This is a genomic window from Achromobacter sp. NPDC058515 (genome assembly GCF_042721735.1).
Lineage (GTDB): Bacteria > Pseudomonadota > Gammaproteobacteria > Burkholderiales > Burkholderiaceae_B > Achromobacter.
Genome location: NZ_JBHXNI010000006.1, coordinates 118401 through 142802, shown reverse-complemented (window position 1 = coordinate 142802; position 24402 = coordinate 118401). Strand labels below are relative to the sequence as shown.

At 67.5% G+C, this 24402-nt stretch carries 18 protein-coding genes; 11 read left to right on the top strand and 7 right to left on the bottom strand.

The window, feature by feature from the left end:
• Window positions 1–7: 7 nt before the first annotated feature.
• Window positions 8–4057, bottom strand: coding sequence for a phosphoribosylformylglycinamidine synthase (gene purL / locus ACFWP0_RS12990; RefSeq protein ID WP_377842526.1), 4050 nt, complete (start codon window positions 4055–4057; stop codon window positions 8–10).
• Between the two features lie 349 nt (window positions 4058–4406).
• Here purL and ACFWP0_RS12985 point away from each other — a divergent pair, with 349 nt between their 5' ends.
• The 3 genes from ACFWP0_RS12985 to ACFWP0_RS12975 all read left to right on the top strand — a co-directional run bounded on the left by ACFWP0_RS12985 (window position 4407) and on the right by ACFWP0_RS12975 (window position 7352).
• Entirely contained in the window at window positions 4407–4946 is a 540-nt protein-coding gene (locus ACFWP0_RS12985; protein ID WP_377842524.1) for a TRAP transporter small permease, read from the top strand.
• Window positions 4943–6241 (top strand): TRAP transporter large permease, encoded by a 1299-nt coding sequence (locus ACFWP0_RS12980; protein ID WP_377842522.1) that lies wholly within the window; start codon window positions 4943–4945, stop codon window positions 6239–6241. The genes ACFWP0_RS12985 and ACFWP0_RS12980 overlap by 4 nt, the downstream gene beginning before the upstream one ends.
• An 82-nt stretch (window positions 6242–6323) precedes the next feature.
• Window positions 6324–7352 carry a DctP family TRAP transporter solute-binding subunit gene (locus ACFWP0_RS12975; RefSeq protein WP_377842521.1) on the top strand — a complete coding sequence of 343 codons (1029 nt, stop codon included), beginning with the start codon at window positions 6324–6326 and terminating at the stop codon, window positions 7350–7352.
• Window positions 7353–7476: 124 nt separating this feature from the next.
• On the opposite strand, the gene greB is transcribed toward ACFWP0_RS12975, so the two are convergent.
• The 3 genes from greB to ACFWP0_RS12960 form a co-directional block, all read right to left on the bottom strand.
• Window positions 7477–8028, bottom strand: coding sequence for a transcription elongation factor GreB (gene greB / locus ACFWP0_RS12970; RefSeq protein WP_377842519.1), 552 nt, complete (start codon window positions 8026–8028; stop codon window positions 7477–7479).
• Window positions 8029–8096: 68 nt separating this feature from the next.
• The gene (locus tag ACFWP0_RS12965) at window positions 8097–8942 is read right to left on the bottom strand and encodes a 3',5'-nucleoside bisphosphate phosphatase (RefSeq protein WP_377842518.1); all 846 of its coding nucleotides are present in this window, start codon (window positions 8940–8942) and stop codon (window positions 8097–8099) included.
• 68 nt (window positions 8943–9010) lie between these two features.
• Window positions 9011–9946, bottom strand: a complete 936-nt coding sequence (locus ACFWP0_RS12960) for an alpha/beta fold hydrolase (RefSeq protein WP_377842516.1) — start codon at window positions 9944–9946, stop codon at window positions 9011–9013.
• Window positions 9947–10203: 257 nt separating this feature from the next.
• Here ACFWP0_RS12960 and cfa point away from each other — a divergent pair, with 257 nt between their 5' ends.
• Window positions 10204–11394, top strand: a complete 1191-nt coding sequence (gene cfa / locus ACFWP0_RS12955) for a cyclopropane fatty acyl phospholipid synthase (protein ID WP_377842515.1) — start codon at window positions 10204–10206, stop codon at window positions 11392–11394.
• Window positions 11395–11456: 62 nt separating this feature from the next.
• Here the strand turns inward: cfa and ACFWP0_RS12950 are convergent, their stop codons facing one another.
• The gene (locus ACFWP0_RS12950) at window positions 11457–13076 is read right to left on the bottom strand and encodes a GMC family oxidoreductase (RefSeq protein ID WP_377842514.1); all 1620 of its coding nucleotides are present in this window, start codon (window positions 13074–13076) and stop codon (window positions 11457–11459) included.
• Between the two features lie 240 nt (window positions 13077–13316).
• On the opposite strand from ACFWP0_RS12950, the gene ACFWP0_RS12945 reads away from it, so the two are divergent.
• The 7 genes from ACFWP0_RS12945 to ACFWP0_RS12915 all read left to right on the top strand — a co-directional run bounded on the left by ACFWP0_RS12945 (window position 13317) and on the right by ACFWP0_RS12915 (window position 22155).
• Window positions 13317–14204, top strand: coding sequence for a LysR family transcriptional regulator (locus ACFWP0_RS12945; RefSeq protein WP_377842513.1), 888 nt, complete (start codon window positions 13317–13319; stop codon window positions 14202–14204).
• A 341-nt stretch (window positions 14205–14545) separates the two neighbouring features.
• Window positions 14546–17107 carry a nitrite reductase large subunit NirB gene (gene nirB / locus ACFWP0_RS12940; protein WP_377842511.1) on the top strand — a complete coding sequence of 854 codons (2562 nt, stop codon included), beginning with the start codon at window positions 14546–14548 and terminating at the stop codon, window positions 17105–17107.
• Window positions 17107–17457, top strand: a complete 351-nt coding sequence (gene nirD / locus ACFWP0_RS12935) for a nitrite reductase small subunit NirD (protein WP_377842510.1) — start codon at window positions 17107–17109, stop codon at window positions 17455–17457. The genes nirB and nirD overlap by 1 nt, the downstream gene beginning before the upstream one ends.
• Before the next feature lie 50 nt (window positions 17458–17507).
• Entirely contained in the window at window positions 17508–18320 is an 813-nt protein-coding gene (locus ACFWP0_RS12930) for a formate/nitrite transporter family protein (RefSeq protein WP_377842508.1), read from the top strand.
• 13 nt (window positions 18321–18333) lie between these two features.
• Entirely contained in the window at window positions 18334–20082 is a 1749-nt protein-coding gene (locus ACFWP0_RS12925; RefSeq protein ID WP_377842507.1) for a protein kinase, read from the top strand.
• 17 nt (window positions 20083–20099) lie between these two features.
• Complete coding sequence (cobA, locus tag ACFWP0_RS12920) at window positions 20100–20879, top strand: uroporphyrinogen-III C-methyltransferase (RefSeq protein ID WP_377842505.1); 780 nt, start codon at window positions 20100–20102, stop codon at window positions 20877–20879.
• 13 nt (window positions 20880–20892) lie between these two features.
• A complete protein-coding gene (locus tag ACFWP0_RS12915) occupies window positions 20893–22155 on the top strand; it encodes a nitrate- and nitrite sensing domain-containing protein (RefSeq protein ID WP_377842504.1) in 1263 nt (420 codons plus the stop codon).
• Window positions 22156–22162: 7 nt separating this feature from the next.
• On the opposite strand, the gene ACFWP0_RS12910 is transcribed toward ACFWP0_RS12915, so the two are convergent.
• On the bottom strand, window positions 22163–23710 hold the full coding sequence (locus ACFWP0_RS12910) for an MFS transporter (RefSeq protein ID WP_377842502.1): 1548 nt from the start codon (window positions 23708–23710) through the stop codon (window positions 22163–22165).
• Window positions 23711–23788: 78 nt separating this feature from the next.
• The gene (locus tag ACFWP0_RS12905) at window positions 23789–24247 is read right to left on the bottom strand and encodes a MarR family winged helix-turn-helix transcriptional regulator (RefSeq protein ID WP_377842500.1); all 459 of its coding nucleotides are present in this window, start codon (window positions 24245–24247) and stop codon (window positions 23789–23791) included.
• Between the last annotated feature and the right edge of the window lie 155 nt (window positions 24248–24402).

Here is a 24402-nt window from a genome sequence, read left to right as displayed (position 1 = left end):
TCAGCCTTTACTTCAGCCAGACGCGCGCGTTGCGGAAGATGCGCATCCACGGGCTGTACGCGCCGCCCGTGTCGGCATTGCCCCATTTCTCGGGCGCCCACGACATCATGACGTTGCGGGTCACGCGTTCCGGGTGCGGCATCATGACGGTGAAGCGGCCGTCGGCGGTGGTGACGGAGGTCAGGCCGCCAGGGCTGCCGTTCGGGTTGAACGGATAGGCTTCGGAGGCTTGCCCGTTGTTGTCGATGAAGCGCGCGGCGGCCAGCACGCGGCCGGCGTCGCCCTGTTGGGAGAAGTCGGCGAAGCCTTCGCCGTGGGCCACGGCGACCGGCACGCGGGCGCCTTCCATGCCGGCAAAGAAGATCGACGGCGACTTGGCCACTTCCAGCATGGACAGGCGGGCCTCGTACTTTTCCGACTGGTTGCGCGTGAAGCGCGGCCAGTGCTCGGCGCCCGGGATCATCGGGGCCAGCGCGGCCATCATCTGGCAGCCGTTGCACACGCCCAGCGCGAAGGTGTCGGGACGCGCGAAGTACGCGGCGAACTGGTCCGACAGCTTGCTGTTGAAGCGGATGGTGCGCGCCCAACCTTCGCCCGCGCCCAGCACGTCGCCGTAGCTGAAGCCGCCCACGGCGACCAGGCCCTGCACCTGCGCCAGGTCCACGCGGCCGGACAGCAGGTCGGTCATGTGGACGTCGATGGCCTCGAAGCCCGAGGTGTCGAACGCCCAGGCCATTTCCACCTGGCTGTTGCAGCCCTGCTCGCGCAGGATCGCCACGCGCGGACGCTTGGCCAGGTTGAGGAACGGCGCGGCCACGTCTTCCTGCGGATCGAAGGAAACGTTCGGGCGCATGCCCGGATCCTTCGTGTCGTTCCAGACATCCAGCTCGGCCTGGGCGCAAGCAGGGTTGTCGCGGCGCGACATGATGCGGTAGGACACTTCGCTCCAGGCGCGGCCCAGGTCGGCGCGCGGCTGGCCCCAGATCTTCTTGCCGTCGCGGTAGAACTCGACTTCATCGGCGCCGTTCAGGCCGCCGATGACGTGCGAGTGGGCCGACAGGCCCGCGCCGCGCAGCACCTGCATGACGGCGTCGCGCTGCGAGGCCGGCACCTGGATCACGGCGCCTGCTTCTTCGGTGAACAGCGCCTTGAGCGTCAGCTCGTCGCGCTGCACCGCCACCTGTTCGGGGCGGATCTTGTAGTCGCCCCAGTCCGCCGATTGCGGATCGAAGGTCAGCATGTCCAGGTTCACCGAGATGCCGGTGCGGCCGGCGAAGGCCATTTCGGCCAGCGTGGCGAACAGGCCGCCGTCGGAGCGGTCATGGTAGGACAGGATGGTGCCGGCTTCGGCCAGGGTGCGGATGGTGATGAAGAACGCGCGCAGGTCTTGCGGCGCGTCGATGTCCGGCACGGTCTCGCCGATCTGGTTGTAGGCCTGCGCCAGGATCGAGCCGCCCATGCGGTGGCGGCCGCGGCCCAGGTCGATCAGGATCAGCACGCTGTCGCCCGCGTCGGTGCGCAGCTGCGGCGTGAGGCTGGCGCGCACGTCGGCCACCGGCGCGAACGCCGTGACCACCAGCGACACCGGCGCCACCACCTGGCGCTGCTCGCCGTCCTGTTCCCAGGACGTCTTCATGGACAAGGAATCCTTGCCCACGGGAATGGACAGGCCGGTGGCCTGGCACAGTTCGCTGACGGCGGACACGGTGTCGTACAGCGCGGCGTCTTGCCCGGCCACGCCGCAAGCGGCCATCCAGTTGGCCGACAGCTTGATGTCTTCGAGGCGCGCCACGTCGGCGGCGGCCAGGTTGGTCAGGGCTTCGGCCACGGCCATGCGGCCCGAGGCCGGGGCGTCCAGCATGGCGATGGGGCTGCGTTCGCCCATGGCCATGGCTTCGCCGCGGAAGCCTTCGTAGTCGGCCAGCGTCACGGCGCAGTCAGCCACCGGCACTTGCCACGGGCCGACCATCTGGTCCCGGCTGGACAGGCCGCCAACGGTGCGGTCGCCGATGGTGATGAGGAAGGACTTGTTGGCCACGGTGGGGTGGCGCAGCACGCGGTAGGCGGCTTCGGTCAGGTCGATGCCGGCCAGGTCCAGGGGTCCGGACACGCCGGGCAAACGCTTGACGTCGCGCGTCATGCGCGGCGGCTTGCCCAGGATCACGTCGATCGGCACGTCCACGGGACGCACTTCGGCCTCGCCTTGCGGGCGGATGGCGTCCAGGCCGGGCAGGCCTTCGCCGTCCACCACGCGCAGTTGGCGTTCTTCGGTGGCCACGCCCACCACCGCGTAGGGGCAGCGTTCGCGGCGCGCGATGGCGTCAAAGCGTTCCAGGTCCTTGGGCAGGATCGACAGGACGTAGCGTTCCTGCGATTCGTTGCTCCAGATTTCGGCGGGCGACAGGCCCGACTCTTCGAGCGGCACGCGCTTCAGGTCGAAGATGGCGCCGCGGCCAGCGTCGTTGACCAGTTCCGGGAAGGCGTTGGACAGGCCGCCCGCGCCCACGTCGTGGATCGCGATGATGGGGTTGTTCTCGGCCTGCTGCCAGCAGCGGTCGATGACTTCCTGCGCGCGACGCTCGATTTCGGGGTTGCCGCGCTGGACGGAATCAAAGTCCAGTTCGGCCGAGTTGCTGCCCATGCTGATGCTGGAGGCGGCGCCGCCGCCCATGCCGATGCGAAAGCCCGGGCCGCCCAGCTGGATCAGCAGCGCGCCGGGCGGAATGACGTCTTTGTGCGTGAGGCCCGCGTCGATGCTGCCCAGGCCGCCCGCGATCATGATGGGCTTGTGGTAGCCCCAGCGCGTGCCGCCGGCCGTCTGCTCGAACGAACGGAAATAGCCCAGCAGGTTGGGCCGGCCGAATTCATTGTTGAACGCCGCGCCGCCGATGGGGCCGTCGATCATGATGGACAAGGGCGAGGCGATGCGCTCGGGCAGGCCGTGGTGGTCGGCTTCCCAGGGCTGCAGGGCGTCGTCGAAGCGCAGGTGCGACACGGTGAAGCCCGTCAGGCCGGCCTTGGGCTTGGAGCCGCGGCCGGTGGCGCCTTCGTCGCGGATCTCGCCGCCGTTGCCGGTCGAGGCGCCGGGGAACGGCGCGATGGCGGTCGGGTGGTTGTGCGTTTCCACCTTCATGAGGGTGTGCACGGTGGTGTCGCGGCGGATGTACTTGGCGCCTTCGGCGCCCTCGCCCGTCACGCCGGGCACGCCGGCCTGGAAGCGCTGCGCGGGCCCGCCTTCCATGATGGCGGCGTTGTCCGAGTAGGCGACCACGGTGCCTTCGGGCTGCGCCTTGTGCGTGGCGCGGATCATGCCGAACAGCGTGTTGGGCTGTTCCTGGCCGTCGATCACCCATTCGGCGTTGAAGATCTTGTGGCGGCAATGTTCGCTGTTGGCTTGCGCGAACATCATCAGCTCCACGTCGGTGGGGTCGCGCCCCAGGTCGGTGAAGGACTTGGCCAGGTATTCGATTTCGTCTTCGGACAGGGCCAGGCCCAGCGAGATGTTCGCTTCGGCCAGGGCCTCGGCGCCGCGCGCCTGCACGCCGACGGTCCGCATGGGCTTGCCGGCCAGCGGCTGGAACAGCGCCTGGCCGTCGAAGCCGGCATCCACCACGGTTTCGGTCATGCGGTCATGCAGGCAGTCCGCCGCGCGGGCCAGCATGGCGTCGTCGAAGGTCTTCGTGCCCAGCAGGCCGCGCTCGGGCGTGATCACGTAGCGCACGCCGCGTTCGATGCGGTGCACCGACGACAGGCCGCAGTTGTGGGCGATGTCGGTGGCCTTGCTGGCCCACGGGGAAATGGTGCCCAGGCGCGGGATCACCAGCAGGGACAGGCTCTTGGCCGGGGCGTCCGCCGTGCTGGGCGTGCCGTAGTCCAGCAGCTGGGTCAGGTGTTGCTGCTGTTCGGCCGTCAGGGCGGCGTCGGTGCTGACGAAGTGCTCGTAGCGGGCGGATATGTCGGCCACCGGCAGGCCGGCTTCCTTCAATTGCGCCAGAAGGCGATCACGTCGAAAGGAGGACAGGACGGAGGAACCAGGCAGATGCTGAACTAGGGACACGATGCGGGCGCCGTATAAAGAGGGGTGCAAAGAATCGATTTTACCCGTTTAAGGGGTTTTCCCGGAGCCGTTGTTCAAGAAGCGTCCCACCGGCCCATTCCGGCTATTGTTACAAAAGAATTCCACAAGCGATGGCTCCGCATGGTGCAGAGCAATATCCCGGTAAAGCGGTGGCGCCGCCCCGGTTTATTCATAGCGGCAACGGTCCGGCTGCGTGTGCTTGATGCAATGCACCATGTTGCTGCCGCCCCGCACCGCGGGAAAACACGAAGACCCGCCCCGGCGGGGCAACGGTAGGATGCAGCGACCCTACTAATAAAGCGCCTGCGCGCGCTGGCCGTTGCCTCACATGTCCCGCCCCGAAGCCCCCGCCGAGCCTGTCGAACCGATCATCCCCATAGAAGCAGATCCCGCCGTGAAGGTGCCGCTGGCCATCCAAGACTGGCTGGCCGTGATCCTCCTGGCGACCTTGGCCATCATTACCTTCCTGAACGTGCTGGTGCGGTATTTCACCGACCAGTCCTTCGCCTGGACGGAAGAAATCTCGGTGTTCCTGCTGATCGTGCTGACCATGGCGGGCGGCAGCGTGGCCTTTGTGCGCAACCACCATATCCGCATCGAGATCCTGGCGGACTCCGGTTCGCCGCGCCGCCAGCGCATCATGGCGCTGATCGCGAACGGCTGCGTGCTGGCGTTCTTCCTGCTGCTGACGGTGCTGTCGGTGAAGCTGGTGCTGGACGAATACCTGTACGAGGAAACCTCGCCGGCGATCGGCGTGCCCACCTGGTGGTATTCGATCTGGCTGCCGGTGATGGCCGCGGCGATCTCGCTGCGTACCGTCGGCACGCTGCGCCGCATCGCCAAGGCGCCGCGGGAAGGGCAGCAATGATCGCCACCATTCTCTTCGTCGTCTTCATCGCCCTGATGCTGATCGGCGTGCCGGTCGGCGTGGCGCTGGGCATCGGCGGCACCGTCGCCATCGTGCTGTCCAACCTGGACACGCCCTGGTATGGCCTCTTGACCGTGCCGCAGAACTTCTACGCCGGCTTGGCCAAGTACCCGCTGCTGGCCATCCCCATGTTCGTGCTGGTGGGTTCCATCTTCGACCGCTCGGGCGTGGCCAAGCGGCTGGTGGACTTTGCGATCGCCATTGTGGGCCGCGGCCCCGGCATGCTGCCGCTGGTGTCGATCGCGGTGGCCATGTTCCTGGGCGGCATCTCGGGCTCGGGGCCGGCGTGCGCGGCGGCCGTGGGCGCGGTGATGATCACCGCCATGTCGCGCGCGGGCTATCCCGGCTCGTTTTCCGCCTCGGTGGTCGCGGCGGGCGCCGCCACCGACATCCTGATTCCGCCGTCGGTGGCTTTCATCATCTATTCGGTGCTGGTGCCGGGCGCGTCCGTGCCCGCCCTGTTCGCCGCCGGCATGATCCCCGGCATCCTGGCCGGCTTCGCCCTGATCGTGCCCGCCGTCTGGCTGTCGCGCAAATACAAGATGGGCGCGCTGGAATCCCACCTGCCGCGTCCGCCCTTCTGGAGGAGCCTGCGCGAAGCGTCCTGGGGCCTGGCCGCGCCCGTGCTGATCCTGGGCGGCATGCGGATGGGCTGGTTTACGCCCACCGAGGCCGCCGTGGTGGCCGTGTTCTATGGCTTGTTCGTCGGCGGCTTCATCCACCGCACGATCAAATTCCGCGACCTGTACACCATCCTGCGCGAAGCCGCCGAGCTGTCCGCCGTCATCATGCTGGTCGTGACGCTGGCGGGCATCTTCGCCTGGGCGCTGTCCACGCTCAGCGTGATCGACCCGATCACCCACGCCATCGTCAATTCCGGACTGGGCGAATGGGGCGTGCTGGCGCTGCTGATCCTGCTGCTGATGACCGTGGGCATGTTCCTGGACGGCATCTCGATCTTCCTGATCTTCGTGCCGCTGCTGATGCCTATCGCCAATGCCTACGGCTGGGATCCGGTGTGGTTCGGCGTGATCCTGACCTTGAAGGTGGCGCTGGGCCAGTTCACCCCGCCGCTGGCGGTGAACCTGATGGTGTCGTGCCGCATCGCGCGCGTGCCCATGGAGTCCACGGTGCGCTGGGTGGTGTGGCTGCTGGGCGCGATGTTCCTGGTGCTGGTCGCGGTGCTGGTGTTTCCTGAGCTGGCGCTGTGGCTGCCGCGCAAGTTGGGCTATTGAGAAGGCCGGAAGGGGCGACCCGGAAGGCTGCACGGATATTCATTACAACAACAGACAGACTCGCAAAGAGAGGAGACGCAACATGAAATTCCGCAATTTGATCGGGGCCGCGCTGTGCGCCGCCGCCGTGGTGGGCATGGCGCCCGCGCACGCGCAGACTTACAAGCCCGAGTACAAGCTCTCCATCGTCGTGGGCACCACCTTCCCGTGGGGCCAGGGCGCGGTAATCTGGTCAGACCTGGTGCGCGAGCGCACGCAGGGCCGCATCAACATCAAGGTCTACCCCGGCACCTCGCTGGTCCAGGGCGACCAGACCCGCGAATTCACCGCCATCCGCCAGGGCGTGATCGACATGGCCGTGGGCTCCACCATCAACTGGTCGCCGCAGGTCAAGCAGCTCAACCTGTTCTCCCTGCCCTTCCTGATGCCCGACTACGCCGCCATCGACGCGCTGGTGCAGGGCAACGTGGGCAAGGAAATGTTCAAGCTCATTGAAAAGGCCGGCGTGGTGCCGCTGGCCTGGGGCGAGAACGGCTACCGCCAGGTCAGCAACTCCAAGCGCGAAATCAAGAAGCCCGAAGACATGAAGGGCATGAAGCTGCGCGTGGTCGGTTCGCCGCTGTACATCGACACGTTCACCGCGCTGGGCGCCAATCCCACGCAGATGAGCTGGGCGGACGCTCAGCCTGCGCTGGCCAGCGGCGCGGTCGACGGCCAGGAGAATCCCCTGTCGATCTACACCGGCTCCAAGCTGTACACCGTGGGCCAGAAGTACCTGACGCTGTGGAACTACGTGGCCGATCCGCTGATCTTCGTGGTCAACCGCGAAGTCTGGAATTCCTGGTCCGAGAAGGACCGCGACATCGTGCGCCAGGCCGCGCTGGACGCAGGCAAGCAGCAGATCGTGATCGCGCGCAAGGGCGTCACGCCTGAAGACCCGTCGCTGCTGAAGGAAATCGCCGGCCACGGCGTCACCGTGACCTCGCTGTCCCAGGCGGACCACGACGCCTTCGTCAAGGTCACCAAGCCCGTCTACGAAAAGTGGAAGAAGCAGATCGGCGAAGACCTGGTCAACATGGCCGAAAAGTCCATCGCCGAACGCAAGAAGTAAGCCCGCAACAGATTCGCAGCAAGCCCCAGGGGAACCGGCGGCGCAAGCCGCCAACCGAGGCAGGGACGTCAGATCCCGCCCACCAGACGGGCGCCGGCCACAAGCTGGCGCCCGTTATTTTTTTCTAGTCCGGATAGCTGACTTCCAGGATGTCCAGCTCATCGATGCCGCCCGGCGTGCGCAGCACGACCGTGTCGCCTTCCCGGGCCTTGATCAGCGCGCGCGCCACGGGGGAGATCCAGCTGATCTTGCCGGCCAGGGGTTCCGCCTCGTCGACGCCGACGATGGTGACGGTATGCTCTTCGCCCGCCTTGTCCACGTAGGTGATCGTCGCGCCGAAGAACGCCTGGTCGCGGTTAGGCTGGGCCTTCGGGTCCACGACCTCGGCGATGTCCAGCCGCTTGGTCAGGAAGCGCATGCGCCGGTCGATCTCGCGCAGGCGCTTCTTGCCGTAGAGGTAGTCGCCGTTTTCCGAGCGGTCGCCGTTGGACGCGGCCCAGGACACCACCTGCACGACCGAGGGACGCTCCACGTTCATCAGGTGCGTGAGTTCGGCGCGCAGGCGCTCGTACCCTTCGGGGGTGATGTAGTTCTTCGTGCCTGCGGGCAAGGCCTGGGCTTGCGGCAGATCGTCGTCGTCCTCGTGGTCGGACTCTTTAACAAAGGCTTTATTCATGGCGGTTGCGCCGCGGCGGCGCGATGACTGTCGATGGCTTGCAGGATGGACGGCGCGCGCCGCCCGCGTCAGAACCAGTCGTGCCAGACCGGCTTCAGGTCGGAGGGCAGCGCCGGCAGGCGGCCCAGGTCTATCCGGCTTTCCTTGGGGCTATGGAAATCCGAGCCGCGCGAGGCCAGAAAGCCGTAGCGGCGCGCCACGTCGGCATACTGGCGGGCTTCTTCGACGGTATGGCTGCCCGTGGTGACCTCGATGCCCACGCCGCCCAGTTGCAGGAATTCGTCGAACAGCGCGGCAAACTGCATGGGCGTGTACTTGTAGCGGCCCGGATGCGCGATGACGGCCTGGCCGCCCGCGCCGCGTATCCAGCCCACGGCCTCGGCCAGCGTGGCCCATTGCATGGGCACATGGCCCGGCCGGTCGTCGCCCAGGTGCCGGGTGAACACGGCTTGCACATCCGGGCAGTAGCCGGCCTGCACCAGGTAGCGCGCAAAGTGCGTGCGGCTGATCAGTTCCGGGTTGCCGGCAAACGGCAGCGCGCCTTCGTAGGCGCCGGGCATGCCCATGTCCGCCAGGCGGTCGCCGATGCGCTTGGCCCGTTCGGCGCGGCCGGAGCGGGTCTTGCGCAGGCCCTCGACCAGGCCGGTGTTTTCGGGATCGAAGCGCAGGCCCACGATATGCACGGTCAGGCCCGCCCACGTCACGGAGATCTCGACGCCGGTGGCAAAGCGCATGCCCAGGTCCCGGGCCGCGCTGGCGGCTTCGGCCAGGCCGCCCACTTCATCGTGGTCGGTCAATGCCCAGACATCCACGCCGTTGGCGTGCGCGCGCCGCGCCACGTCCCGGGGCGCAAGCGCGCCGTCGGACACGGTGGAATGGCAATGCAGATCGATGTTCAGGGTGGGCGATTTCATGGGGCTATTGTAGAGAAGGCCCGGCGCCAAGGATAGCGCCGTGCCGTCCCTATATTGCCGCGCTGCCCTCAGGCCAGCAGGAAATTCGCCACCGGATCCACCTGCTCGTCGGCGATCAGCGTAGGCGCATGGCCCACGCCCGCGACCTCGTGCGCCTGGGCGCGCGGATTGCGCTTGAGCATTTCGTCGACGGTGGAGCGGGTCAGCAGGTCGGACCGTTCGCCGCGCACGATGAGCACCGGGCAGTCTACGGCGTCATACGAGCGCCACAGGATCTGTTCGCCGGCCGCAAGCTCTTCGGGAGTCTGGGAGGCCAGCGCCTGCGCGATCGCCAGGTCATAGTGCTTGACCCATTTTCCGCCCTGCTCGGGATACAGGTACTTCGCCAGCTCCGCCCACTGCATGTCGGTGTGCGGCCCGAAGGTTTCGGAGTTGACGCGCATCGTGGCCACGGCCTGTTCGAACGACGCGAATTCGCCGGGCTCGCCCACGTATTGGCCGATGCGCGACAAGGCGCCGTTCTCCAGGCGCGGCCCCACGTCATTGAGCACCAGCTTGTCGAAACGGATGCCCTGCGCGGGCGGCAGCATGCCGGCGTGCGGGCGCATCGCCAGCATGGCCTTGGCGAACACGGCGGCGCCCGACAACGCCATGCCGATCAGCCCGCCCATCGACGTGCCCACCCAGGACAGCCGGGCCGGCCGGACGCGCGCGATCAAGGTCACCATGTCCGAGAGGTACTGCGGCACCGTGTAATACGCCGGATTGACCAGCCAGTCCGACCGGCCGCGCCCGACCACGTCCGGGCACACCACGCGATAGCGGTCGGCCAGCCGGCGCGCCAGCGCATCGAAGTCGCGGCCGCTGCGGGTCAGGCCGTGGACGCAAAGCAACACCCGCTCGTTGGCCGGGTCGCCCCATTCCCAGTAGGCCATGCGGTGCAAGCCCGCCGGGCTGGCGCACGTGACAAAGTCCAAACGGGGTTCCAGCCTGGCGTCCACCATCAATCCACTCCACGAATCCGCGCGCGCCGATGCGGCGGCTAGGCCGGTATCTTAGCGCCATCCGCTGGACTATCCGCCCGGTCGTCGCTACGATCTCCCCATCCAGACCGGCGCCCCCACGGCCGGGCGCTCCGGAAATTGCCATTGCCTATCGGCGCGATCCAACATTTAAATTGGCGTTGCGCGCCCGACAGGACGACAGTAAAAAGCTTCAGGCATTGCCAGATCAGTCATCCCAAAATTGATATGGAGTCCGTATGCAGCAAAGCAGTCCCGCGTCTCAGCTGACCGATCACCCGACCGATCACTCCTCCGCCAGCCCCCCTCCTCCCCAACCGCCCAAAGTCCTCCAGGACGTCCTGGCGCGCGCGGACGTCCAGATCAACGGCACGCGCCCGTGGGATATCCAGGTCCACGACAAGCATATGTACGAGCGGGTCTTCGCCAGCTGGTCGCTGGGCCTGGGCGAGTCCTACATGGACGGCGAATGGGACTGCGAACAACTGGACGAGCTTTTCACCCGCCTGCTGCGCGCGGACATGGGCGATGCGGCGCTGGGCGTGGCGCGCATCAAGCTGATCGCCGAACACCTGCGCCACAAGCTGTTCAACCTGCAATCCAAGAACCGGGCGTTTGAAGTCGGCGAGCAGCACTACGATGCGGGCAACGACGTCTTCGAGGCCATGCTGGACAGCCGCATGATCTACTCCTGCGCCTTCTGGGAACACGCCCAGACGCTGGAAGAGGCGCAGCTGGCCAAGCTGGACATGATCTGCCGCAAGCTGCAGCTAAAAGAAGGCGAGACGCTCCTTGACATCGGCTGCGGCTGGGGCGGGCTGGCCAAGTTCGCGGCCGAGCGCTATGGCGTCAAGGTCACCGGCGTGACGGTGTCCAAGGAACAACTGGCCCTGGCGCAGGAACGCGTGAAGGGCCTGCCCGTGGAGCTGCTGCTGCAGGATTACCGCGACCTGCAGGGCCGCTTCGACAAGGTGGTCTCGGTAGGCATGTTCGAGCACGTGGGCCCGAAGAACTACGACACCTACTTCACCAACGTGCAGCGCCTGATGGCGCCGGAAGGCGCGTTCCTGCTGCACACGATCGGCATCGCCTCCACCAGCCAGAGCACCGATCCGTGGATCGACCGCTATGTGTTCCCCAACGGCAAGCTGCCGTCCGCGCGCGAGATCGCGACGGCCGTGGAAGGCCGCTTCATCATCGAGGACTGGCACAACTTCGGCGCCGACTACGACCGCACGCTGATGGCGTGGTGGGACAGGTTCGACCGGGCCTGGCCCGCGCTGGAGGCCCGCTACGGCACCCGCTTCTACCGGATGTGGAAATACTATCTGATGTGCTGCGCCGGCTTCTTCCGGTCCCGCGAGGGGCAGCTCTGGCAAGTGATGCTGACGCACCCGCAACGCCAGCAGACGTACCGTTCGCTGCGCTGAAGGCGGCATCGCCGCGAAAAGCAAGGAGCCGCCCGGAAGCGGCTCCTTTGCATTGTCCGGCCCTAACGCCCCGCGCCCGCTTCCCGGATCATGTCGGCGGCGCGTTCCGCGATCATGATCGTCGGCGAATTGGTGTTGCCCGAGGTGATCAGCGGCATGACCGACGCGTCGGCGATGCGCAAGCCCTCCAGGCCATGGACGCGCAGCCGCGCATCCACCACCGCGCCGCTGTCCGCGTCCCGCCCCATCGCGCAGGTGCCCACCGGATGAAAGATGGTCGTGCCGATCTTGCCGGCCGCCTGCCGCAGTTCGGCCTCCGTCTGGAAGGCCGGACCCGGCAGCCACTCCTCAGGCTTATAGCGCTGCAGGGCCGGCGCGGCGGCGATGCGGCGCACCAGCCGGATGGAATCGGCCGCCACCTGCAGGTCTTCTTCGGTGCTCAGGTAGTTGGGGCGGATGACGGGCGCCTCGGCGCCCTTCTGCCCCGCGGGTCCTTGGGCATGCACGCTGCCGCGAGACGTGGGACGCAGGTTGCAGACGCTGGCGGTGAAGGCGTCAAAGCCATGCAGGGGTTCGCCGAACGCGCCCAGCGACAAGGGCTGCACATGGAACTCCACATTGGCGCGGGCCTGGCCAGGGTCCGACTTGGCGAACGCGCCCAGTTGCGAAGGCGCCATGCTCATCGGGCCGCTGCGGCTGACCAGGTATTCCAGGCCGATGCCCGCCTTGCCCAGCCAGGTGGAGGCGATGCGGTTCAGCGTCTTCACGCCGTTGACCTTGATGATGACCCGCAACTGCAGGTGATCCTGCAGATTCTCGCCGACGCCGGGCAGGGCATGGCGCAGCGCAATGCCGCTTTCGCGCAGGCGCGCGGGCTCTCCGATGCCCGAGACTTCCAGCAGATGCGGCGTGTTCACGGCGCCGGCCGACAGCACTACTTCGCGCCGCGCCCGCAGCGTCGTGGCGCGCCCGCCGCGGTTCAGGCGCACGCCGACGCAGCGCTTGCCCTCGAATTCCAGCTGCTCGACCAGGGCGCCGGTCATCACATGCAGGTTCTGGCGTTTGCGCACCGGCCGCAGGAACGCCTTGGACGTGTTCCAGCGCCAGCCGGACCGCTGGTTCACCTCGAAGTATCCGCTGCCGAAGTTGTCGCCGCGGTTGAAATCCTGCACCCGCGGAATCCCTTCCTGCTCGGCCGCGCTGGCGAAGGCCTCCAGGATGTCCCAGCGCAAACGCTGCGACTCCACCCGCCACTCGCCGCCCGCGCCATGATGCTCGTCCGCGCCGCGGTGATAGTCCTCGCTGCGCTTGAAGACGGGCAGCACCTGGTCCCAGCTCCAGGCCGGATCGCCCGACAGCGCCGCCCAGTCTTCGTAGTCTTCGCGCTGGCCGCGCATGTAGATCATGCCGTTGATCGACGAGCAGCCGCCCAGCACCCGGCCGCGCGGATAGATCAGCGACCGTCCGCCCAGGCCCGGTTCTTCGGCCGTGCGGTACATCCAGTCCGTGCGCGGGTTGCCGATGCAGTGCAGGTAGCCCACCGGGATATGGATCCAGTGGTAGTTGTCGCGCCCGCCGGCCTCCAGCAGCAAGACCTGCACGGCGGGATCGCGGCTCAGGCGGTTGGCCAGCACGCAGCCCGCCGAGCCCGCGCCCACGATGATGTAGTCGTATGTCTCCATAAGCTCTTCTTATCAAGTCGCCAGCGCCGGACAGGCGCCCGCACAATGAGCCGACCCGGCTGCGGCAACGAGTGTGCGCCGGGCATCTTCCGAGACTCTGGCGCAGCCGCCTGTGGCTGTCCAATGAATTGTTGAAAAGCGGCTTATAAGAAACTCTAATAATGGTTCGTTATTTTTTTGCCGCCGGCTGCGAGCATGCGTAGCGTGAGCCGCCTAGGGGCATTTTTTCCAGGGTATGCCATGGACCTGAAGCACATCCGCACCTTCGCCGCCGTGGCCCGAGAGGGCAACCTCACGCGCGCGGCCGAGCACCTGCACCTGACCCAGCCCGCGCTCAGCCTGCAGCTCAAGAGCTTCCAGGAGTCGCTGGACCTGACCTTGTTCACGCGCACCGCGCAGGGCCTGGCGCCCAATGCGGACGGCCGGGCGCTGCTGCCGTCGGCGCTGCGGATACTGGACGCGCTGGAAGACTTCCAGCGCGCCATCGGCGCCCTGCGCGACACGGTGCAAGGGGAATTGCGCATCGGCACCATCCTGGACCCGGAATTCCTGCGCCTGGGCGCCACGCTGCAGTATCTGGTGGAGCACTACCCCAAGATCCGCCCCACCCTGCGCCACGGCATGTCCGGGTCGGTCGCCAGGCAGGTGCGCTCGGGCGACCTGGACGTGGGCTTCTCCCTGGGGCCGCAGGAACCGGCCGGAAGCGCCGCCGGCCTGGACGCGCTGCCGCTGGCGGCTTTTGCGTACTACGTGGTGGCGCCCAAGGGCTGGGGCGCGCAGGTGGCGGGCCGGGGCTGGGCCGAGATCGCGGCGCTGCCGTGGATCTGGACGCCGCCCGACTCCGTGCACCACCGGCTGCTTTCGGACAAGTTCGACGCGCTGGGCATCGCGCCCAATGCCGTGGCCGAAGTGGACCAGGAGGCCTCCATGCTGGACCTGGTGCGCTCGGGCGTGGGACTGTCCCTGGTCCGCGACTCCATCGCGCTGCGCGAGTCCCAGGCCAGCGGGCTCCTGCTGGTGAAGGGGCTGTCGATCCAGGCGGAGCTGTCTTTCATCACCCAGGCCTCGCGCCGGGAAGATCCGCTCGTCGCCGCCGCGTTTGCCGCGGTGCAGGCCGCATTCGGCTAAAGCCGCGCCCTGCGGCCCCCACGGCCATGTTGCGCTGCGCCAAACGGGTGCAAGGCGCACAAGGATATGCACCGATTCGAGGCATGCGCCGCGGTGCGCCCCGGCGGGCCGACAAGCGCGCGGTCCGGCTTGCCGCCCCCACTTTCCCTATGAATCCACAGGGAAATTCCTCCGTTTCACTACCCCCAGGAATTTCTGGCACGGACTTTGCTTGATGACTCTTGTGCGGGCCGCAAGGCCGGCAAGACAACTTGAGCAGCACCGGCAATGGCGCCCCGACCGAAAGGTCCAGGGCGCCGCTTGTCTTCTGAAACCCGAATATCCAAGCCTGGGGATATCCCATGAATGTAGCGGCCACTTCCGATTCTTTGCAGACGCTGGTTGTCATCGGCAACGGCATGGTCGGCCACCATTGCGTCGAGCAGCTGATCGCGCGCGGCGCTCTGGAGCGCTATCGCATCCACGTCTTTGGCGAGGAGCCCCGCCGCGCCTATGACCGGGTGCATCTGTCCGAATACCTGAACGGGCGCGATGCCGAGTCGATGGCGCTGGGCGAGGCCTCGCTGTACGAACACGACGGCGTCACCCTGCATCTGGGCGTACCCGTGCTGGAGATCGACCGCCATCAGCAAGCGGTGGTCACGGCCGGCGGGCGCACCGCCTACGACAAGCTGGTGCTGGCCACCGGCTCCTATCCCTTCGTGCCGCCGATCGCGGGCGCCGAGGGCGCGTCGCGCCTGGTGTACCGCACCATCGACGACCTAGACCTGATCCGCGAAGCCGCCAGCGGCGCGCGCCGCGGCGTGGTCGTGGGCGGCGGGCTGCTGGGGCTGGAAGCCGCCAACGCGCTCAAGTCGCTGAACCTGGAAGCGCATGTGGTGGAGTTCGCGCCGCGCCTGATGCCGGTGCAGCTGGACGAAGCCGGCGGCGAAGCGCTCAAGGCGCGCATCGAATCGCTGGGCGTGGGCGTGCACCTGTCGCGCGCCACGCAGGACATCAAGCCCGGCACCCAGTACCGCTACCGCATGCGCTTTGCCGAAGGCGCGCCGCTGGAAACCGACCTGATCGTGTTCTCGGCCGGCATCCGCCCGCAAGTGGCGCTGGCGCGCAAGGCGGGACTGGCGCTGGCCGAGCGCGGCGGCGTCGCCATCGACGACCACTGCCGCAGCAGCGACGAACACATCTACGCCATCGGCGAATGCGCGGCCTGGAACGGCAGCGTCTTCGGCCTGGTGGCGCCCGGCTACCAGATGGCTCGCATCGTCGCGGCCGACCTGTGCGGCGCCCCCGAGCAGCCCTTCACGGGCGCCGACATGTCCACCAAGCTCAAGCTCCTGGGCGTGGACGTCGGCTCCATCGGCGACGCGCACGGCGCCACGCCGGGCTCGCGCAGCTACCGCTACATCGACGAGGCCGGCTCCAGCTACCGCCGGCTGGTCGTGTCCGCCGACGGCAAGCGCGTGCTGGGGGCCGTCCTGGTCGGCGACAACAGCTACTACGACACGCTGCTGCAATACGCGCAGAACGGCATCGCGCCGCCCGCGGACCCTTCCAGCCTGATCCTGCCGCAAGGGCAAGCCGCCCCGCTGCTGGGCGTGGACGCGCTGCCCGCCACCGCCACGATCTGTTCCTGCCACAACGTGAACAAGGGCGCCATCTGCGACGCCATCGACGCAGGCTGTACGGACCTGACCGGCGTCAAGGGATGCACCAAGGCGGCCTCGGGCTGCGGCGGCTGCGCCGGCCTGCTCAAGCAGGTGGTCGAACATGAGCTGGCCAGCCGCGGCGTGGCCGTGGACAAGAGCCTTTGCGAACACTTCGCCTATACCCGCCAGGAGCTGTACGCGATCGTGCGCGTCGGCGGCATGGAGTCCTTTGAAGAACTGCTGGCCAGCCACGGACGCGGCCATGTGGGCTGCGACATCTGCAAGCCCGCCGTGGGCTCGATCCTGGCGTCGTGCTGGAACCGCCCCATCCAGGACCCGCACCTGGTGCCGCTGCAGGACACCAACGACACCTTCATGGCCAACATGCAGAAGAACGGCACCTATTCCGTGGTGCCGCGCATTCCGGCCGGCGAGGTCACGCCGGACGGCCTGATCGCCATCGGCGCCGTCGCCAAGAAGTACAAGCTGTACGTCAAGGTCACGGGCGGACAGCGCATCGACCTGTTCGGCGCGCAGCTGCACGAGCTGCCCGCGATCTGGTCGGAGCTGATCGCCGCGGGATTCGAAACCGGGCATGCCTACGGCAAGTCCACCCGCACGGTGAAGTCCTGCGTGGGCAGCACCTGGTGCCGCTACGGCGTGCAGGACAGCGTGAAGATGGCGCTGGACATCGAGCACCGCTACAAGGGCCTGCGCTCTCCGCACAAGCTGAAGTTCGCCGTGTCCGGCTGCACCCGCGAATGCGCCGAGGCGCAAAGCAAGGACATCGGCGTGATCGCCACGGAAAACGGCTGGAACCTGTATGTGTGCGGCAACGGCGGCATGCGCCCGCGCCACGCCGAGCTGTTCGCCACTGATCTGGACGACGAAACCCTCATCCGCTACATCGACCGCGTGCTGATGTTCTACATCCGCACGGCGGACAAGCTGCAGCGCACCTCGGTCTGGCGCGAGTCGCTGGAAGGCGGGCTGGATTTCCTCAAGCAGGTGGTGATCGAAGACAGCCTGGGCCTCGCCGCCGAACTGGAAGCGCAGATGCAGCTGGTGGTGGACCGCTACGAATGCGAATGGGCCAACGCCGTCAACGACCCGGAAAAGCTCAAGCGCTTCCGCACCTTCGTGAACGACCGGGGCGGCGACCCCGACATCCAGTTCGTGGAGGAACGCGGCCAGCCCAAGCCCGCCCCGGCGCGCGCCACCCCGCGCGTCATCCCGATTGCCGAGGAGATCGTCTGATGCGCGCACCCGCCTCCCTACAACCCGCCTGGCTCCACGCCTGCGACCGCCAGGACCTGGTGCCGAACTCCGGCGTGGTCGCGCTGGTGGACGGCATGCAGGTGGCGCTGTTCTACCTGCCGGACGCCGCCGGGCAAAGCCTGTATGCGGTGTCCAACCGCGACCCCAAGTCGGGCGCCAACGTGATCGGCCGCGGCATCGTCGGCCATCTGGGCGGCGACCTGGTGGTGGCCTCGCCGCTCTACAAGCAGCACTTCCGCCTGGCGGACGGCAGCTGCGTGCAATACCCCGAACAGCGCCTGCGGACCTGGCAGGCGCGCTTTAACGGCGACGCGGTGGAAATCGCCTGACGGGCGCCGCCGGACCCATTTTCCATATCAGCCCAGCAACAGGAAACATCATGTCCTACCTAGTTCCTTCCGAGTTTGTCACCAAGATGGTGGATGCCGGCGAGTCCAAGATCTACATGGCGACCCGCGACGTCCTGATCCGCGCCTTCATGGCGGGCGCCATCCTGGCGATTGCCGCGGTGTTCGCGGTGACGGTCACCGTGCAGACGGATTCGCCCATCCTGGGCGCCGCCCTGTTTCCCGTGGGCTTCTGCATCCTGTACCTGATGGGCTTCGACCTGCTGACCGGCGTTTTCGTCCTGACGCCGCTGGCGCTGTTCGACAAGCGCCCGGGCGTTACCGTCAACGCCATCCTGAAGCACTGGGGCCTGGTCTTCGTGGGCAACTTCCTGGGCGCGCTGACCGTGGCCGTGCTGATGGCCATCGTCTTCACCTACGGCTTTTCCGTGCCGCCCAACAAGGTCGGCCAGGTCATCTCGCACATCGGCGAAAACCGCACGCTGGGCTACAAGGAATACGGCGCGGGCGGCATGCTGACGATTTTCATCCGCGGCGTGCTGTGCAACTGGATGGTGTCGCTGGGCGTGGTGGGCGCGATGATCTCCACCACCGTCAGCGGCAAGGTCATTGCCATGTGGATGCCGGTCATGCTGTTTTTCGCGATGGGCTTCGAGCACTCCATCGTCAACATGTTCCTGTTCCCGTCGGCCATGATCATGGGCGGCAATTTCTCGATCATGGACTACATGATCTGGAACGAAATCCCCGTGGTGCTCGGCAACCTGATCGGCGGCCTCTCGCTGACCGGCCTGACGCTCTACACCACGCACATGAAGACCGCGCCGAAGCGCCGCTTCAGCTGAGCCCGCGCGCGCCATGGACAGCTACGCGCCCGGCGCCCTCGCCGCCTCCCTGAAGGTGGCGGTCGGCCAGCACACCGAGCCCGGCGTCAAGCCCGTCAACCAGGATTTCCATGGCCTGTGCGTGCCTGGGGAGCCGCTGCTGGGAGCAAAAGGCATCGCGATCGCGCTGGCCGACGGCATCAGCAGCAGCAACGTCAGCCATATCGCCAGCGAAACCGCCGTGGCGAGCTTCCTGGAGGACTACTACTGCACCCCGGAAACCTGGTCGGTGAAGAAGTCCGCGCAGAAGGTGCTGAGCGCGGCCAATGGCTGGCTGCATTCGCAGAGCCGCCAGCGCCATGGCCAGGACCAGGACCGGGGCTACGTGTGCACGCTGACCGTCATGGTGCTCAAGGCGACCACGGCGCACATCCTGCATATCGGCGACGCCCGCATCTACCGCCTGCGCGGCGGCATGCTGGAACAGTTGACCGACGACCACCGCGTCTGGGTCGCGCACGACAAAAGCTATCTGGGCCGCGCGCTGGGCCTATCCCCGCACCTGGAGATCGACTATCACACCCAGCCCGTGGAGCTGGGCGACGTCTTCCTGCTGGCGACCGACGGCGTGTATGAGCACATCGACGCGCAGGACATGAAGGACGCCGTCGCGGCGCACGCCGACGCCCTGGACGACGCCGCCCGCGCGCTGGTCAGGCTGGCCCTGGAGCGCGGCAGCGACGACAACCTGACCATGCAGATCGTGCGCATCGATGCCCTGCCCGCGCGCCAGGCCGGCGAAATCGCCCGGTATTCCAGCAACCTGCCCTGTCCGCCCCTGCTGGACGTGGGCCAGGAGTTCGAGGGCTTTCGCATCACCGGCGAACTGCGCGCCAGCAGCCGCAGCCACGTCTACCTGGCGCAGGACATCGCCAGCGGCGACACCGTCGTCATCAAGATCCCGTCGCTGGACCTGCGCCACGACCCGGCCTACCTGGAACGGCTGCTGACCGAAGAATGGATCGCCCGCCGCATCGACAGCCGCCACGTCGTGCGAGCCTGGCCGCGCACCCGCCCGCGCCGCACGCTCCATACCGTCAGCGAATACATCGAAGGCCGCACCCTGACGCAGTGGATGGCCGCCAACCCGCGGCCGGCGCTGGAACCGGCGATCGCCATCATCGAACAGATCGCGCGCGGCCTGCAGGCGTTTCACCGGCTGGAGATCGTGCATCAGGACCTGCGGCCGGACAACATCATCATCACGCCGGACGGCACGGCAAAAATCATCGACCTGGGCTCGACCCGAACGGCCGGCATCGAGGACCTGGCTCAGCCCGACGACGCGCCGCCGCCCGTCCTGGGCACCGCGCAGTACGCCGCGCCCGAGTACTTCCTGGGCGAAGCCGGCACAACGCGGTCGGACATCTACGCGCTGGCGGCGATGCTCTACCAGATGCTGTCCGGGCGGCTGCCCTATGGCGCCGAGGCGGCCCGCGCCCGCAGCCGCGCCGCGCAGCTGCGCCTGACCTATGTTTCCGTGCTGGACCGCGACCGCGAGATCCCCGCCTGGATCGACAGCGTGCTCAGCCGCGCCCTGCATCCCGATCCGCGGGCCCGCACCCCTGAACTGTCCGAATTCACGTACGCGCTGCGCCATCCGGACGACGCCGCGCGCAAGGGCGAACGCCTGCCCCTGCTGGAACGCAATCCGCTGGCCTTCTGGAAAGGCCTGTGCCTGATACAGCTGATCGTCATCGCCATCCTGCTCATCAAACCCTGAAGCCTGGAGCTCCCAACATGAATCCCACCGTCTGGCTGATCGGCGCCGGCCCCGGCGACCCGGAATTGCTGACCCTCAAAGCGGTCAAGGCGCTCGGCCAGGCCGATGTCGTCCTGGTCGACGACCTGGTCAACCCGCAGGTGCTGGACTACTGTCCGCAGGCGCGCCTCGTCTATGTCGGCAAACGCGGCGGCTGCCGTTCAACGCCGCAGCAATTCATCCAGCGACTGATGCTGCGCTATGCGCGCCAGGGCCTGCGCGTGGCACGCCTGAAAGGCGGCGACCCCTGCATCTTTGGCCGCGGCGGCGAAGAGGCGCAATGGCTGAGCGATCACGGCGTCGCCTGCGAAATCGTCAACGGCATCACGGCCGGGCTGGCCGCGGCCACCGCTTGCGGCATTCCGCTGACGCAACGCGGCATGGCCCAGGGCGTTACACTGATTACCGCCCATTCCCAGGACGGCACAATGCCCGACTGGGCGGGCCTGGCGCGCAGCGGCACGACGCTGGTGGTCTACATGGGGGTGGCGAAAGTGCAAGACATGAGCAGCCAGTTGCTGGCGGCCGGCATGGCCGCCCACACTCCCGTGGCGATGATCGAACGCGCCTCCCTGTCCGACCAGCGCGAATGCCGCTCAAGCCTGGGCGCCATGGCGGACGACGCGGCGGCCTTCGGGCTGCGCAGCCCCGCCGTGCTGATCATCGGCGAGGTCGCCGCCTGCCAGCTGTACGGCGCCGCGGATGCGCCCATGCCGGCGCCGGCCCGCTTTGCGCCCGACCTTCGCCGCAGCGCCTGAATCCGGAAGTCCCATGGCCGAACGCCACATGCCGCCCCCGCTGCGTTTCCTGCTTGCCGCCCGGCGCAGCGAACTCCATGGACTGGAGGCCCTGGCGGGCACGTGCGAACTGGTGGTGCGCGTAAGCGCCCTGGTGCATGCGCTGCAAAAGGAACGCGGCTATTCCAACCTGACGCTCTGCGGCCCGCAGGAACGCCTGCTGCAGACCCTCGCGGGCCTGAGCGAGGAAGCCGCCGGCGTCGAAGCCGACGCGCGCCGCTTCCTGGACGGCCTGGCGGCCGACACCGCGCACAGCAGCGGCAAGGCCCGCCTGCTCAATTGCATCGCCTTTGCGCTGTTCCGCCTGGACGAACTGCCCGCCCTGCGCCGCCAGGTACGCGACCAGTCCCTGCCCGCCGCGGAAGCGGACGCGCGCTTCACCCAGGTCATCGGCAGCCTGCTGGCGGTGGTGTTCGAAGCCGCCGACTCGGCGCTGGACCCCGGCGTCACCCGCATCCTGGTGGCGCTGCTCAACTTCATGCAGGGCAAGGAACTGAGCGGCCAGGAACGCGCCTGCGGCGTCATGGGCTTTACCGCCGGCTTTTTCACCGACGCCCAGAAGGCGCGCATGCTGGGCCTGGCCGCCAACCAGGGGCGCAGCTTCGACATCTACGCCCAGTACGCGGAAGGCGAAGCGCTGCAATGCTGGGAACGGATCCAGCAACAGGGCCAGCCCGTGCAGCGCATGCGCGAAATGGCCCAGCACACCGCTGCCGCCCAACGTGTGGACGGGGCGCTGGCCGAGCTGTGGTTCGACCTCTACACCGCGCGCATCGACGCCATGCGCGAGGTCGAGAGCCTCTTGGCCCGGGCGCTGGCGCAGCAATGCGAACGCCGCATCGCCGAGACCCGCCAGGAACTGGACGACCGCCGGCTGCTCTTGAGCCGGTATGCCGACCATGCCAGCGGCCGCGCGCCCAGCATGGTGTTCAGCGTGCAAAGCCGCCTCCTGGACGCGCCGCCCCCCGATGGCGTGGGCAGCGAGCTGGAACGTTCGATCCTGGACATGATGCGCGAGCAGACGCTGCGCATGCAGCGCACCGACGATGCGCTCAGCAGCGTGCGCGGCGCGCTGGAAGAGAAAAAGCGCATCGACCGCGCCAAACTGCTGCTGATCAGCCAATACGGCCTGACCGAGCAAGCCGCCCACGAGCGCCTGCAGCGCGCGGCCATGGACGGCGGCCTGTCGCTATCGGACGTGGCGCGGCAGGTGATCGGCCAGTTGGCTGGCAACTGACCCGGCGCTAGCGGAAAACCCGCTGCGCCAGGCTGACCAGGGCCCCGGCCAGCGCCACCGCCGCCAGCACGCGGAAGTGATCCAGGTTGGCCAGCAGCGCCGATTGCTGGCTGACCATCTGCGCGATCTGCGCCATGGCCATCTGCTGCGCCTGGACGGGGTCGGCCATCGTCGAGAAATAGTCGGTCAACTGGCGCATCGCCGCCTCAAAGCGCGCGTTGCCGGCGGCGATGCCGCGCGTCAGCGCGTCGTAGTGCCTGGATGCGAACCACTGCTGGCCCACCGTGGCCACCATGATGCCCAGCGCCTGGCCAATCTGCGCCAGCATGTTCTTCACCTGCTGCGCATGCGCGAACACCGCCGGATCCCGCGTCAGGCCCGTGAAGGTCTGCATGGCGGTGGTGGGCATGACGATCATGATGAACATGCCGTAGCAGGCCAGCGCGGGGAACACGTCGGCCCACAGGTTCGCGGTGGGCGTCAGCCGCGACATCAGGGCGCCGAACGCGGCCAGCGCCAGAAAGCCCGCCACGAAGAACTTGCGCGGCGAGGGCCAGCGCGGCAGCAGCTGCGACATCATGGCGAAGGTCAGCACGCCGGCCCCCAGCCCCAGCGCAAAGAACTCGCCCGCCGTGGACCAGGACTGCCCCAGCCCCCGCTGCAGCATCAGCGGCACGAGATAGCCGTTGGCGCCCAGCATCAGGTAGCAGAGCATGAAGAGCGCCAGGCCGCTCAGGAAGCGCGCCTCCTTCATGCCGCCCAGCTTGAGCAGCGGCGCGCCGTTGCGCGTTTCCGAATGCGCGAAGTACGCCAGCGCCGCCAGTCCCGCCGCCGCATACAGCAGCAACAGCCAGCGCTCGCTGAAAAAGTCGTAGTAGGAACGCTGCAAGGCGTGCAGCAACAGGAAACTGCCCAACCCCAGCGCGGCGATCGGCGCCAACCGCGCCTGTCCCGCAACGGTGGCGCCGCCTTCCCTGCCCGGCATGGCCAGCGCAACCGGAACCATCGCCAGCATCGCCAGCGCAGCCGCCAGCCAGAACATCAGCGGCCAGCCGTCGTGGTCCACGGCGACCGACGCGAGCCATGGCGCCAGCGCCGTGCCCGTGCACAGCCCCGTCGCCAGCGCCTTGATGCCATGAAACCGCGCCGGACCTGGCGGAATCAGGTTCACCGCCAGGCGCGAAGACGTCAACATCGCCGCGCAGCCCACCGCCATCAGCACCCGGCCCAGCAGAAATCCCGCCTCATCGCGGGACAGCGCGCAGACGAGCGCGCCCGCCGCCGTCGAGGCCAGCGACGCAAGCAGGTAGCGCCGCAGCCCCAGGTGATGCACCAGCCAGCCCTGCAGCGCGATCATCACCACCGCAACGCAGGCGTACACGACGGCGACGTTGGCGTATTCCTCGGGGCTGGCCCCGATCTCTCCCATGATGGGCGCGGCGGCGAAAGCCACCATGCCGTTCTGCAGGAAATCGATGAAGGTCAGGGCGCCGATCGTCGCCAGCAGCGCGATCGGCGGCTTGGCCAAGGTTTGGGCGGGGGACGGGGCTTGCATGACGGCTAGGCCTATCTTTGTGCCCAGGCTGTATATGCCTAGGCAGATAAATAAACAAAAAAAAACGGACTGAAGGCGTCAGTCCGAACTGGCGTTGACCACGATGCGCGACAACAGCTTGTGCAGCGTTTCGGCGTCCTGTTCCGAGAATCCGGCCAGCAGCCGGCGAAACGCCACCTCGGTCACCTGGCGCGCCTGCGGCAAGGCCGCCTGCCCCCGCTCGGTGAGTTCGATCAGCGAGCTGCGGCGGTCGGCCTCGTTTTCCACGCGGCGGATGAACCCCTTGGCCACGATGCGGTCCAGCAGACGGGTCATGGCGCCGGAGTCATAGGCCAGCACGCGGCAGAAATCGCTGAGCGTGCGGCCCCACCCCTTGGCAAGGCAGTTCAGCACCACATATTGCTGCACCGTAATCTCCAGGGGCTCCAGTTCGCGGTCCAGCGCGGCATGGATGCCGTTGCGCACGGACGTCACCAGGAAGCCGAGCTCGCCGGTGCACAATTCACTCAGTACGGAAGAGGTAGCTTTGCTCATCATGACCTTGGCGCATGCCGTCCGGGATCAACGCCCGGATATTAACTGCCTAGGCAGCAAAATAGCAAGCGCATTGTTCTCCAGACGCTCAGTTCGGCGACCAGCGCCGCGAAGTCCCGTGTGGGCTTCCTCCCTTCGGAGGACGCGCCGACCGCCGC